Origin of the sequence: Rhizobium sp. WYCCWR10014 (assembly GCF_001657485.1) — a bacterium.
Classification (GTDB): Bacteria; Pseudomonadota; Alphaproteobacteria; order Rhizobiales; family Rhizobiaceae; genus Rhizobium.
On record NZ_LXFU01000029.1, the window covers coordinates 189,561 to 201,837 of the forward strand.

The window sequence follows — 12,277 nt, forward strand, 5'->3', positions numbered from 1 at the left end:
ATGCAGTCCTACCAGAGCCCCCGAGTCGCCCATGACCACCACGACATTTTCGCCCGAGCTTCTCCTTTACTCGAAGACGCATAATCCGATCCCGCCCACCCATCTCGGCAGCCGTTATCGCAAGGTCGGCGGCTTTCTACCGGAAGCCGGCAACACCATCGTCTGCCATCTCGAGAAGGGCTCGCAGACACAGGCGGTGCTGATCGAGGCGCGTGAGACATATCTGGCGATGCCCGAGGCCCCGCAGTTCCTCTTCACGCCGATATCAAGCATTCACATGACGCTTTTCGAAGGTGTCATCGAGACCCGGCGCCGGCAGGATTGCTGGCCGGCCGATCTTCCTCTCGATGCGCCGATCGACGACATGACCGAGCTGATGGCGGCCCGGCTCGAAGGTTTCTCGGTGTTCGATCCCTTCAAGGTCGCCGTCGTCGACGCTCGCCCGTCGGGCCTGCTCGTCGACGGAGCGACCGAGAAGGACCGCAAGGTCATGCGCGCCTGGCGCAATGCGCTGGCCGAACTTCTGGGCTATCGCCAGCCGAACCATGAGGATTACAAGTTCCACATGACCTTCGCCTATGCGATCGAACGGCTGGAGGACGAAGCCTTGCCGCGCTGGCAGGCAATGCTCGACAACGTGGCGGGGGATATCCGCCGCAAAGCCCCTGTTCTCGAGCTTAATCCGCCGGCATTCTGCGTGTTCGAAGACATGAATCATTTCCACGAATTGCTGATCTTCGATTTTGAAGCCTGAACGGGAGATGCCCATGGATAGACCGACGCTCTACATCGCCAACAAGAACTACTCCTCCTGGTCGTTCCGGCCCTGGATGGCGCTGACGGGCGCCGGCGTCGATTTCGAGGAGGTCCTGATCCCCTTCGACTATCCTGGTGGCAATCCCGATATCAAGGCGGTTTCGCCGACCGGGCGGGTGCCGCTCCTGCAGCACGGCGCATTGAAGGTCTGGGAATCGCTGGCGATCATCGAATATGTCGCCGAGCTTTATCCGGACGCCGGCCTTCTGCCGAGGGATCGGGCCAAGCGGGCACTCGCCCGTTCTGTTTCGATGGAAATGCTCTCGAGCTTCCGAGCTCTGCGCAGTGCCTGCCCGATGAATATACGCCGGCCGAAGGGCAGGATCGCGTTGCCGGATGGTGTCGACGCCGATATCAGCCGCATCGAGACGATCTGGCGCGACCTCCTGCAGCAATCCGGCGGACCGTTTCTGTTTGGCGCATTCTGCGGGGCGGATGCGATGTTTGCGCCCGTCGTCAACAGGTTCGACATTTACGATCTCGTCAGCCGAAACGACACGCTGGCCTATATGGGGACCATGAAGGCGCATCCGGCCTGGCGGAGGTGGGAAGAGGCGGCCCGCGCCGAGCCTTGGATCGTGCCGGAGGACGAAGTCTGAGCCTGGAATCATCGGCTTCGCAAAAAATACGCATGGGGACTGGTCAAGGCCACCCCTTGCATGTATAAGCGCGCCAAATTCCGAAATCGCGACATGTCCGTTTCGGCCGCCGGTGTGGCCGTGGGAATGTTTTGCCCGCAAGTGGAGTAAGAGAAATGGCTGTACCGAAGAGAAAAACAAGCCCGTCCAAGCGCGGTATGCGCCGTTCGGCAGACGCACTGAAGGCTCCGACCTACGTCGAAGACAAGAACTCCGGCGAATTGCGCCGCCCGCATCATATCGACCTGAAGACCGGTATGTATCGCGGCCGCCAGGTTCTGACGCCGAAGGAAAGCGCATAATTTCCCGATCCGGCTTGTCCGATCGAAGTTTCAAGGCCGGCGTCACGCCGGCCTTTTGCATTTCGACGATATAATATTTGCAATGACTTGCGGTGGGACAACGGTTTGCGGCAGTATTCTTCCATGATGCGCTGGGAGATTGCCGATGATAGCCGCCATGCCCCTGATGATTATCCCGTTTGTTCTTTATAATCTTGCGATGCTGGGCCTGATGGGCGATGGCGGCATTCCGGCACTGCAACATGATATCATCGTGCTGTCGATGATCTCAGGCGCGATCTGGAGCATGGCGCTCGGCGATCTTTTCATCGTCATCGCACTTGTCGTGCTGTTCTTCGAAATCCTCAAAGCCACCAGAACCGGTCCCGGCAATCTCGTCAACCACATGCTGTCGATGCTGGTGTTCATCGCCTTCCTGGTCGAGTTTTTGCTCGTCCGGGATGCTGCGACGCAGGTCTTCTTCATTTTGATGACGATCGCTCTGATCGATGTCATCGGCGGTTTTGCCGTGTCGATCCGGAGCGCCGGGCGGGATGTCTCGATCGGATTATAGGTTGTCGAGCTTGTTCTGAAGGGCGCGGAGCTGTTCCTTCAGCTCATCGATATCCTTGGCCTCGGCCTTGCGGCTTTCCTTGGCAGGCGGGGTCATGAAGGGCGAGAACATCTGCATCGCCTGCTGAAACAGCTCGGTGTTGCGGCGAACATGGTCCTCGACCATCTGCAACGGCAACTGCAGGTTCTTGCCGAGCGGCGTTTCGCCGAAGGCACGGTTTACCTGCTCGCGCATCTGGGCCTGTTGTTCGGTGAAGGAGCGCATCGAATGTTCGAGAAAGCTCGGCACGACCATTTGCATCTGGTCGCCGTAATAGGTGATGAGCTGTCGCAGGAAGGAGATCGGGAGCAACGTGTTGCCGGTCTTCGATTCCTGTTCGAAGATGATCTGGGTCAGCACCGAATGGGTGATGTCATCTCCGCTTTTTGCATCTTGTACGGTAAATTCTTCGCCCTTCTTCACCATCTCCGCCAGGTCTTCCAGCGTCACGTAAGTGCTGGTGCCCGTGTTGTATAGGCGGCGATTGGCGTATTTCTTGATAACGATCTGACCCTCATGCTTCGCCATATCAGTCTCCTGAACCCCCGTCTGATTTATGGATATTCCTCCATTTGAGACTGTAAACGCAAAAGAAGCCCGGTGACAATCTCTTTGTGCGATGCGGCAAACCTTTAACAGAGCAGATGAATCGGGGTTTGACGGGCGTTGCCTAAAAATGACGGCAGCCGGTCTTCGCGTTTGACTTGTGCTCCAAGCTTTGCCAGTTTCCACTTATGTAAGTGAGACGAAAACGAGGAGCGTCCCCATGAGCAATCCATCCATCGTCATCGCCAGCGCAGGGCGAACAGCAGTCGGCGCCTTCAACGGCGCTTTCGCGACGGTTCTCGCGCATGAGCTCGGGGCGGCCGTCATCAAGGGCGCGCTCGAGCGCGCCGGCGTCGATGCCGGCGAGGTGGATGAAGTGATCCTCGGCCAGGTGCTTGCCGCCGGCGAGGGCCAGAACCCGGCCCGCCAGGCCGCAATGAAGGCCGGCATTCCGCAGGAAGCGACGGCCTGGGGCGTCAACCAGCTCTGCGGCTCGGGCCTGCGCGCGGTCGCGCTCGGCATGCAGCAGATCGCCACCGGCGACGCCAAGATCATCGTTGCCGGCGGCCAGGAATCGATGTCGATGGCCCCGCATGCCGCGCACTTACGCGGCGGCGTCAAGATGGGCGACATGAAGATGATCGACACGATGATCAAGGACGGCTTGACCGACGCTTTCCACGGCTACCACATGGGCATCACCGCCGAGAATGTTGCGCGCCAGTGGCAGCTTTCGCGCGACGACCAGGATCAGTTCGCGGTCAACTCGCAGAACAAGGCCGAGGCGGCGCAGAAGGCCGGCCGCTTTACCGACGAGATCATCCCTTACCTCATCAAGACACGTAAGGGCGACGTTACGGTCGATGCCGACGAATATATCCGTCACGGCGCGACGATAGAGGCGATGGGAAAGCTGCGCCCGGCCTTCGACAAGGACGGCACGGTCACCGCCGCGAACGCGTCCGGCCTCAACGACGGTGCCGCTGCGGCGGTGCTGATGAGCGAGGCGGAGGCAGTCCGGCGCGGCATCCAGCCGCTCGCCCGCATCGTTTCCTGGGCAACGGCCGGTGTCGATCCGCAGATCATGGGCACCGGACCGATCCCGGCTTCGCGCAAGGCGCTCGAGAAGGCCGGCTGGTCGGTCAACGATCTCGATCTCGTCGAAGCCAACGAGGCCTTCGCGGCGCAAGCCTGCGCCGTCACCAAGGATCTCGGGTGGGATCCGTCGATCGTCAACGTCAATGGCGGAGCGATCGCGATCGGCCATCCGATTGGCGCCTCGGGTGCGCGCGTTCTCAACACGCTGCTGTTCGAAATGAAGCGCCGCGGCGCGAAGAAGGGTCTCGCCACGCTTTGCATCGGGGGCGGCATGGGTGTGGCCATGTGCTTTGAAGCGCTTTAAATAGCATACGATCCATGCTTGATTGAAGATCCCGCCAAGCGGCGGGGCGAAAAACAAAAGGGGAGCGGAACATGAGCAGAGTGGCTTTGGTCACCGGGGGTACACGCGGCATCGGCGCGGCAATATCCATGGCACTGAAAAATGCCGGATACAGGGTCGCCGCCAGCTATGCCGGCAACGACGAGAAGGCCAAAGCCTTCCACGACGTTACCGGCGTTCCGGTGTTCAAATGGGATGTTTCGGATTACCTCGCCTGCGGCGAAGGAATTGCCAGGGTTGAAAGCGAGATCGGCCCGGTCGAAATCCTGGTCAACAATGCCGGCATCACCCGCGACGCGATGTTCCACAAAATGACGCAGCAGCAATGGCACGAGGTGATCAATACCAACCTCACCGGCCTGTTCAACATGACGCATCAGGTCTGGACCGGCATGCGTGACCGCAGCTTCGGCCGTATCGTCAATATCTCGTCGATCAACGGGCAGAAGGGCCAGATGGGCCAGGTGAATTATTCGGCGGCCAAGGCGGGCGATCTCGGCTTCACCAAGGCGCTGGCCCAGGAAGGTGCTGCCAAGAACATCACCGTCAACGCTATTTGCCCCGGTTACATCGGAACGGAAATGGTGCTTGCCGTGCCGGAGAAGGTGCTGAACGAACGCATCATTCCGCAGATCCCCGTCGGCCGTCTCGGCGAACCGGAAGAGATCGCGCGCTGCGTTACCTTCCTCGTCTCCGACGATGCCGGCTTCATCACCGGTTCGACAATTACGGCCAATGGCGGACAGTTCTTCGCCTAGGTATTTCTGTCTTCGAGTCGACAGTAGAGATTAGATTCAAAGCGATTGGCGCGTCCGGCTGGACGCGCCAATCGCCGTTTATGGACGTCATCTGCGATGATGCCGGCCGCGATCTTGTGGCCGGAGTAGTAGGGCGTTTTCGAGAAGATCAAGAGCGCCGGTCTGTGTTCGGACGTCGCTGTGGCCGAGCTCTGGCCGGCACTTTGCGCAGCGAAGGATCTTTGCTGCTAAGGGCTGATATCGCAGTCGTCAGGAAAGCCGACGCGATGAGAATGGCGACGAGGGAGTTCAGCAAAATCTGAATCATGGAAACGTTTCCTTTCCGGGGCGCCGGGCGGCTGTGCCTGTCCGTTGCGCTCTAGAACAGGATGATTTTAGGCCGGGTCGGCCTAAAATCTGAATCCTGTTCTATATTCTTTAGTGAGAGCATGATGTCGTCCGAAAACCGCTCACACTTTTCGGCATCACGCTCTGAAGGAAATATGTGCCTGCCCGTTAGGCGGCGCTAGATTTGACTTTCGCAACCGATTGTCAACGTCTCGTTGACGGATGCGGCAGGCCAAAATAAAACGGGCGCCAAGGCGCCCGTTGGGAGTCCGATATGCTTGCCGATCAGTAGCGGCAACGGGCCTCGTAGCGGCGGCCGTACCGGTCGCGATAGACGCAGTAGCCGCGGCGTTCGACCGACTGGCCGATCAGAGCACCGGTCAAACCGCCGGCAACGGCGCCGACGGCGGCACCACCCCAGCTGTTGGTGACGGCACCACCGATGACCGCACCGGTGCCGGCGCCGATCGCCGTACCTTGCTCGGTCGCTGTGCAGGATGCCAAGGCGCCGACGAGGGCACCAATAAGAACAATCTTCTTCATCATGTCGTAACTCCCCAGGTTAGTTGGCCTTTAGATGCGGCCCATTAGTACAAGGATAATGATAATCACGAGAACTAGCCCCAAACCGCCGGAAGGTCCATAGCCCCAGCCACGGCTATAACCCCAATTCGGCAAGGCTCCGACCAAGAGCAGAATAAGGATAATAAGAAGTATCGTGCCAAGCATGGTGTGTTTCCTTCATTTCATCCGCAATTTGGATGGACTGGAAACACGCATTGGCGATTTTTGTTCCCGGTTAAGCTCCGGAAATGTGACGAAGCCTGATTCACGGTTTAATTTCCGTCATCATGCAAAATTGCCGCTATGGTTAAAAAGGCATTTAAATACAATATGTTGCGGTGAACAAAGCGGGAAAATCGCGATGTCGCCGATTCGTCAGCGATTCGTTCCGTTTTTGATCGGCGCGCCACAATTGGCCGCCCCGACTTAAAGCTGTCTGAATCCTGCTCCCAAAAAGATTAATGTTGGTGCGGCGGAGCGGGAAGGGCGCTGTCGTTGCTCCGCGTCTAGTGTGGCCGGGCCTGATAGCGCTACCAGATGTAGCCGTGAACGAAAGGCGAAAACGACGGAGTGAGCGATTCGTCTCCGATTCGTTCAGGCTTTGGTCGAGAGGTTAATTTCGGGCGGATTTTTGCCTGTTCAAAATCGGGCGACGATCATCACTCACGACCGCGAAAATGCGAACAGGAGAGAGTCTCACGATTCAGCATCTAGTGGGAAAAAGTGATTCAAAATCAATACTTAGCCGTGAACAAAAGCTGAATCAGCTTGAGTCACCGATTCGTCGCTGATTCGTTCTCACGCTGTTCCGAATCGGAAATTCGGGCGTTCTACGGGACTCGCAAAGGTCGTAATCCCCGAGGCATTTTGAAATCTGCCCTTGCGTTTGCGGCGGCAGCTGTCCATGTGTTGTCCAGCTTCCATCGAGGAGCCGAGATTTTCCTGGGGCACCCGCCTCATTTGCATGGACTCATGACTCTGACTTCGCAGCCGATGATTCTGAGTGGGCGCGGTGTGACCGCGGTGCTCGGGCCGACCAATACCGGCAAGACGCATTATGCCATCGAGCGCATGGTCGCGCACGGGACGGGCGTGATCGGCCTGCCGCTCCGGCTGCTGGCGCGCGAGGTTTATACGCGGGTGGTCGAGAAGGTCGGCGCGCAGAATGTGGCGCTGGTCACCGGCGAGGAAAAGATTTCGCCGCCCAATGCACGTTTTTCCGTCTGCACCGTCGAAGCGATGCCGCGCGAAACCAGGGCGGCCTTTGTCGCGATCGACGAGGTGCAACTCGCCGGCGATCTTGAGCGCGGCCATATCTTCACCGACCGCATCCTGCATCTTCGCGGCCGCGAGGAAACGCTGCTGCTCGGCGCGGCGACGATGCGGCCGATCCTGCAGCAGCTCCTGCCCGGCATCACTATCGTCGAGCGGCCGCGACTTTCGCATCTTTTTTATGCCGGGCAGAAGAAGATCACCCGGCTGCCGCAGCGCTCGGCTATTGTCGCCTTCTCCGCCGACGAGGTCTATGCCATCGCTGAGCTCATCCGCCGGCAGCGCGGCGGCGCTGCAGTGGTGCTCGGAGCGCTCAGCCCGCGCACGCGCAATGCGCAGGTGGCGCTCTATCAGGCGGGCGACGTCGAATATCTGGTGGCGACCGATGCGATCGGCATGGGCCTCAACCTCGATGTCGATCACGTCGCCTTTGCCCAGGACCGGAAGTTCGACGGTTACCAGTTCCGCAATCTCAATCCTGGCGAACTCGGCCAGGTCGCCGGGCGCGCCGGGCGGCACGTGAGGGACGGGACCTTCGGCGTCACCGGGCAAGTCGCGCCCTTCGACGACGAGCTGGTGCAGCGCATCGAGGGGCATGAATTCGACAACGTCAAGGTTTTGCAGTGGCGGACGACGGAGATGGACTTCTCCTCCATCCCGTCGCTGCGCGCCAGCCTCGAGGCGGGTCCGCGCGTGCCGGGGCTGACGCGGGCGCTGCCTGCGGTCGACCAGCAGGCGCTGGAACAGCTTGCGCGTTATCCCGAGGTCATCGATCTCGCCGACAGGCCGGCGCGCGTCGAAAAACTATGGGAGGCTTGCGCGCTTCCCGACTATCGGCGTATCACCCCAGCACAACATGCCGATCTTATCTCGACCCTCTTTTCCGATCTCGTCCGCTATGGCACGGTGAATGAGCAGTTTCTTGCGGAGCAGGTTCATCGCTCCGATCGAACAGATGGCGAAATTGACACGCTTTCGGCGCGAATCGCGCAGATAAGGACCTGGACCTACGTTTCGAATCGGCCCGGTTGGCTTGCCGATCCGACACACTGGCAGGAAAAGACGCGGGAAATCGAAGATCGATTGTCCGACGCGTTACATGAAAGGTTGACGAAACGCTTTGTTGATCGCAGGACATCTGTGCTCATGAAGCGCCTGAGAGAGAATGCGATGCTGGAAGCTGAAATCAGTGTGAATGGCGATGTCTTCGTTGAAGGACATCATGTAGGGCAGTTGAGCGGATTCCGTTTCACGCCGGTGGCGGGAACGGACGGACCGGATGCCAAGGCGGTTCAGGCTGCGTCGCAGAAGGCGCTCGGGCTCGAGTTCGAAGCCCGCGCGGCCCGGATGCATGCCGCCGGCAACAGCGATCTGGTGATCGGTTCGGATGGGTTGATCCGTTGGCTGGGCGACCCGGTGGCGCGGCTTTCGGGCAGCGATCACATCATGCGTCCGCGCGTGATCCTGCTGGCCGACGAACAACTGACGGGCAATGCCCGCGAACACGTTGCCGCCCGCATCGAGCGCTTCGTCAATCATCATATCAGCACGGTGCTGAAGCCGCTCGATGATCTGTCGCGCGCCGAGGACCTGCAGGGTCTCGCCAAGGGGCTTGCCTTCCAGCTCGTCGAGAATCTCGGGGTGCTGTTCCGCCGCGACGTGACCGAGGAAGTGAAGTCGCTGGACCAGGAGGCCCGTGCCTCCATGCGCCGCTACGGCGTGCGCTTCGGCGCCTATCATATCTTTGTTCCCGCACTTCTGAAGCCGGCGCCGGCCGAACTCATCACGCTGCTCTGGGCGCTGAAGAACGACGGTCTCGACAAGCCGGGTTACGGCGATCTCATTCCGGTGCTTGCCGCCGGCCGCACCTCCGTCGTCACCGATCCGAGCTATGAGCGGATGTTCTACAAGCTCGCCGGCTTCCGTTTCCTCGGCAAGCGTGCCGTGCGCATCGACATCCTGGAGCGGCTTGCCGATATCATCCGTCCGCTGCTGCAATGGAAGCCCGGTCAGAACAACCGTCCGGAGGGCGCCTATGATGGCCGCCGCTTCACGACGACGACGGCGATGCTGTCTATCCTCGGTGCGACGCTCGAGGACATGGAAGAAATCCTCAAGGGTCTCGGCTATCGCGCCGATGCCGTGAAGGCGGAAGAGGCATCAGTCCATCTTGCGGCGCAGGATGCGGCTTCAGTGCCTGCCGCCGGCGCGCAAACGCCTGCGGAAGAGACAGCCGAGAAGGCCGATCACGACGATGCCGATGGCGCCGCGGAAGAGACTGCTGCCGAGCCATCCACAACGGAGGCGGCTTCGACGGTGGCCGACGTGCCGGTGACGGAAGCGGTCGAAAGCCCCGCTCCGGCCGAAGCGATCGAGGCATCCGGTCCGGCGGAAGCCTCTGCTGCCGGGGAAATCTCCGCTCCTGTGGAAACGGTATCGGCTTCCGAGGAAACAGGACCTGTTCCCGGGGAAGCCGGCGAGCCGACGGAACCGAAGCCGGTTCTTCTATGGCGTCTTGGCGGTCGCAACGACAATCAGCGCCAGGCGCGCGGCGGCCATGGCGAACGCCGTGGCGGCCAGGGCGAGCAGCGCGGTCAAAACCAGGAGCGCGGCGACCGCAATCGCCGGCCGGGCGGCGGTGAAGGCGGCGAGGGCAATCGCAATGGCGACGGCCGCGACAACAATCGCCAGAACCGTGGCAAGGAAGGCGGCGGTCGCGATGGTGGCCGGCCGCAGCAGGCAAGAGGCGACCGCAATAACCAACCACGGGGCGACCAGCCGCGCGGTGACCGGCAGGATCGTGGCGATCGCAAGGATCGCGGCGAGCGTAACGATCGCAACGACCGCAACAACAATCGTGGTGGCTCGCAGCCGTTGCGCTTCGAGGCCAAGCCGCCGCGCAAGGAGAAGCCGATCGATCCGGATTCGCCTTTCGCCAAGCTCGCGGCTCTCAAGGAGCAGATGAAGAAGTAATCATGAGCGGGGAGACACAGCCGACAAGCGGTTCGCGCCAGCGCATCGACAAGTGGCTGTTCTTCGCGCGCATGGCGAAGTCGCGCTCGCTGGCGCAGAGCCATATCCAATCGGGCCATGTGCGCATCAACGGCGAGCGTTGCAACCATCCAAGCCAGATGGTCAAGCCGGGCGACCGTATCGAGCTGACGCTGGAGCGGCGGGATGTCGTTCTCGTCATGCGCCTGGCCGGCGAACGGCGGGGGCCTTACGAGGAGGCGCGCCTGCTCTACGACGACCAATCCCCACCGCCCGATGAGGCAAAACGTCTCACCGCCTACGAGCAGGCGATCCGGGCGACCGGCACCGGCCGTCCGACCAAAAAGGAAAGACGCGCAATCGACAGGCTGATGTCGGACGAGGATTAGAAAACTCTGTCTGCGGCGGCGGCTTTTGCAGATCGTTTATCCTTGAAATCCGGCGATAAAGCCGATAGGTCACTGACAACCTGCCGGAAGCGTGCTTGCCTCCCAAGCCTGCTCACGCTTTTCCTCCGGCACGGGGATAGGCGCGACGTTCCAGGTTGCCCGGCCCCATCCGCATGGAAATCCTGGAGTTCTTCATGACCTATGTCGTGACCGACAATTGCATCAAGTGCAAATACACCGATTGCGTGGAAGTCTGCCCCGTCGACTGTTTCTATGAGGGCGAGAATTTCCTTGTCATCCATCCCGACGAATGCATCGATTGCGGCGTCTGCGAACCTGAATGTCCCGCCGAGGCGATCAAGCCGGATACCGAGCCGGGCCTCGACAAATGGCTGAAGATCAATACCGAATACGCGACGATCTGGCCGAATATCACGGTCAAGAAGGACCCGTTGCCCGAGGCCAAGGAAATGGATGGCGAGGCCGGAAAATTCGAGAAGTATTTTTCGGAGAAGCCCGGTTCCGGCGATTGAGACAGCGCCACATTTGGTCCCCGGAATAGGGCGGCCGCGGGGCGAAACGATTTTAAAAGCTGCGTGAGGCATATGGGTGACATGTGTTGCCCGCATGACTCAAGCGAAGCAAATTATTGATTTCCTCATATTTTTATGATAGGTTTCGTCTACTGTTCCATTTGTGGCATGACGCATGCCCAAAACCATCACGAAAGCAAAACAAATCCGTACACGGTTTCCGTGACATATCAACGCTTTGAGCGCCGGGTCCCAAGATCGTGCGCAAGAAGTCTTTGCTTTTGCCCGATGGGACCAGAGTGAAGTCACCCGACGGATACTACCGTCTCACCCGGGCCTGACTGACCCGGCTCCGGCCGCCGCCGGAAGCGTAACAGGGAGTTTTTGAATAGAATGACGACTCAGCAGAAAAAGCCTTCTACAGCACGTCACGGCTTCAAGACCGGTGAATCGATCGTCTACCCCGCTCATGGCGTCGGTACCATCACCGCTATCGAAGAGCAAGAAGTTGCCGGCATGAAGCTCGAACTTTTCGTTATCGATTTCGAGAAGGACAAGATGCGTCTGAAGGTTCCGGTCGCGAAGGCGATGAGCATTGGTATGCGCAAGCTTTCGGAAACCGATTTCGTCGAGCGTGCTTTGAAGGTCGTGCAGGGCAAGGCGCGCGTCAAGCGCACCATGTGGTCCCGCCGCGCCCAGGAATATGATGCCAAGATCAATTCCGGCGACCTGATTTCCATCGCTGAGGTCGTGCGCGATCTGTATCGTGCCGAGAACCAGCCTGAACAGTCCTATTCCGAGCGCCAGCTATATGAGGCTGCGCTCGACCGCATGGCGCGCGAAATCGCCGCCGTCAACAAGATGTCGGAAACCGAAGCCGTCCGCCTCGTCGAGACCAATCTCAACAAGGGTCCGAAGCGCGGCAAGGCGATCGAAGAAGACGATTCACAGGATGAAGCCGCATAAAAGCGACCCCTGTATTCTATCAAAAAACCCGGCCTTCGTGCCGGGTTTTTTTATTGGAACTTTTTCCCGACTGCCGCGTTTATCACACGTAATTGCGAACTGCTCGTCGGGCAACGGCCTCAACGGGCGAACTGCTATTCCG

At 59.8% G+C, this 12,277-nt stretch carries 13 protein-coding genes; 10 read left to right on the plus strand and 3 right to left on the minus strand.

Going from position 1 to position 12,277, the window contains the following annotated elements:
- The first annotated feature begins 31 nt into the window (after positions 1-31).
- From A6U98_RS09590 to A6U98_RS09605, 4 genes are all read left to right on the plus strand, one after another.
- Complete coding sequence (locus A6U98_RS09590) at positions 32-754, plus strand: DUF1868 domain-containing protein (RefSeq protein WP_064649533.1); 723 nt, start codon at positions 32-34, stop codon at positions 752-754.
- A gap of 13 nt (positions 755-767) precedes the next feature.
- Positions 768-1,415, plus strand: coding sequence for a glutathione S-transferase family protein (locus A6U98_RS09595; RefSeq protein WP_064649535.1), 648 nt, complete (start codon positions 768-770; stop codon positions 1,413-1,415).
- A 155-nt stretch (positions 1,416-1,570) separates the two neighbouring features.
- On the plus strand, positions 1,571-1,756 hold the full coding sequence (rpmF, locus tag A6U98_RS09600) for a 50S ribosomal protein L32 (protein WP_003543812.1): 186 nt from the start codon (positions 1,571-1,573) through the stop codon (positions 1,754-1,756).
- A gap of 145 nt (positions 1,757-1,901) precedes the next feature.
- Positions 1,902-2,309, plus strand: a complete 408-nt coding sequence (locus tag A6U98_RS09605; protein ID WP_064649538.1) for a hypothetical protein — start codon at positions 1,902-1,904, stop codon at positions 2,307-2,309.
- Here the strand turns inward: A6U98_RS09605 and phaR are convergent.
- Positions 2,304-2,876, minus strand: a complete 573-nt coding sequence (gene phaR / locus A6U98_RS09610) for a polyhydroxyalkanoate synthesis repressor PhaR (RefSeq protein WP_064649540.1) — start codon at positions 2,874-2,876, stop codon at positions 2,304-2,306. The two genes, A6U98_RS09605 and phaR, sit on opposite strands and share 6 nt — an antisense overlap.
- A 238-nt stretch (positions 2,877-3,114) precedes the next feature.
- Here phaR and A6U98_RS09615 point away from each other — a divergent pair, with 238 nt between their 5' ends.
- Positions 3,115-4,296, plus strand: coding sequence for an acetyl-CoA C-acetyltransferase (locus A6U98_RS09615; protein ID WP_064649542.1), 1,182 nt, complete (start codon positions 3,115-3,117; stop codon positions 4,294-4,296).
- Positions 4,297-4,367: 71 nt separating this feature from the next.
- The gene (locus tag A6U98_RS09620; RefSeq protein ID WP_017989801.1) at positions 4,368-5,093 is read left to right on the plus strand and encodes a beta-ketoacyl-ACP reductase; all 726 of its coding nucleotides are present in this window, start codon (positions 4,368-4,370) and stop codon (positions 5,091-5,093) included.
- 612 nt (positions 5,094-5,705) lie between these two features.
- Here the strand turns inward: A6U98_RS09620 and A6U98_RS09625 are convergent.
- Both A6U98_RS09625 and A6U98_RS09630 read right to left on the minus strand, forming a co-directional pair.
- A complete protein-coding gene (locus A6U98_RS09625; protein ID WP_003543792.1) occupies positions 5,706-5,966 on the minus strand; it encodes a glycine zipper domain-containing protein in 261 nt (86 codons plus the stop codon).
- A gap of 27 nt (positions 5,967-5,993) precedes the next feature.
- Positions 5,994-6,149: a DUF3309 family protein gene (locus A6U98_RS09630; protein WP_007825451.1), complete on the minus strand. Its 156-nt coding sequence runs from the start codon at positions 6,147-6,149 to the stop codon at positions 5,994-5,996.
- An 807-nt stretch (positions 6,150-6,956) separates the two neighbouring features.
- Here A6U98_RS09630 and A6U98_RS09635 point away from each other — a divergent pair.
- From A6U98_RS09635 to A6U98_RS09650, 4 genes are all read left to right on the plus strand, one after another.
- A complete protein-coding gene (locus A6U98_RS09635; RefSeq protein WP_064649543.1) occupies positions 6,957-10,229 on the plus strand; it encodes a helicase-related protein in 3,273 nt (1,090 codons plus the stop codon).
- 2 nt (positions 10,230-10,231) lie between these two features.
- The gene (locus tag A6U98_RS09640; protein WP_064649545.1) at positions 10,232-10,636 is read left to right on the plus strand and encodes an RNA-binding S4 domain-containing protein; all 405 of its coding nucleotides are present in this window, start codon (positions 10,232-10,234) and stop codon (positions 10,634-10,636) included.
- A gap of 194 nt (positions 10,637-10,830) precedes the next feature.
- Positions 10,831-11,169 (plus strand): ferredoxin FdxA, encoded by a 339-nt coding sequence (fdxA, locus tag A6U98_RS09645; protein ID WP_064649774.1) that lies wholly within the window; start codon positions 10,831-10,833, stop codon positions 11,167-11,169.
- 393 nt (positions 11,170-11,562) lie between these two features.
- Complete coding sequence (locus A6U98_RS09650; RefSeq protein WP_003543775.1) at positions 11,563-12,135, plus strand: CarD family transcriptional regulator; 573 nt, start codon at positions 11,563-11,565, stop codon at positions 12,133-12,135.
- The last annotated feature ends 142 nt before the right edge of the window (positions 12,136-12,277 follow it).

Excerpts from the sequence above, each read along its gene's own strand:
- A6U98_RS09590 (WP_064649533.1), top strand. The coding sequence starts at position 32 with ATGACCACCACGACATTTTCGCCCGAGCTTCTCCTTTACTCGAAGACG.
- A6U98_RS09595 (WP_064649535.1), top strand. The coding sequence starts at position 768 with ATGGATAGACCGACGCTCTACATCGCCAACAAGAACTACTCCTCCTGG.
- rpmF (WP_003543812.1), top strand. The coding sequence starts at position 1,571 with ATGGCTGTACCGAAGAGAAAAACAAGCCCGTCCAAGCGCGGTATGCGC.
- A6U98_RS09605 (WP_064649538.1), top strand. The coding sequence starts at position 1,902 with ATGATAGCCGCCATGCCCCTGATGATTATCCCGTTTGTTCTTTATAAT.
- phaR (WP_064649540.1), bottom strand. The coding sequence starts at position 2,876 with ATGGCGAAGCATGAGGGTCAGATCGTTATCAAGAAATACGCCAATCGC.
- A6U98_RS09615 (WP_064649542.1), top strand. The coding sequence starts at position 3,115 with ATGAGCAATCCATCCATCGTCATCGCCAGCGCAGGGCGAACAGCAGTC.
- A6U98_RS09620 (WP_017989801.1), top strand. The coding sequence starts at position 4,368 with ATGAGCAGAGTGGCTTTGGTCACCGGGGGTACACGCGGCATCGGCGCG.
- A6U98_RS09625 (WP_003543792.1), bottom strand. The coding sequence starts at position 5,966 with ATGATGAAGAAGATTGTTCTTATTGGTGCCCTCGTCGGCGCCTTGGCA.
- A6U98_RS09630 (WP_007825451.1), bottom strand. The coding sequence starts at position 6,149 with ATGCTTGGCACGATACTTCTTATTATCCTTATTCTGCTCTTGGTCGGA.
- A6U98_RS09635 (WP_064649543.1), top strand. The coding sequence starts at position 6,957 with ATGACTCTGACTTCGCAGCCGATGATTCTGAGTGGGCGCGGTGTGACC.
- A6U98_RS09640 (WP_064649545.1), top strand. The coding sequence starts at position 10,232 with ATGAGCGGGGAGACACAGCCGACAAGCGGTTCGCGCCAGCGCATCGAC.
- fdxA (WP_064649774.1), top strand. The coding sequence starts at position 10,831 with ATGACCTATGTCGTGACCGACAATTGCATCAAGTGCAAATACACCGAT.
- A6U98_RS09650 (WP_003543775.1), top strand. The coding sequence starts at position 11,563 with ATGACGACTCAGCAGAAAAAGCCTTCTACAGCACGTCACGGCTTCAAG.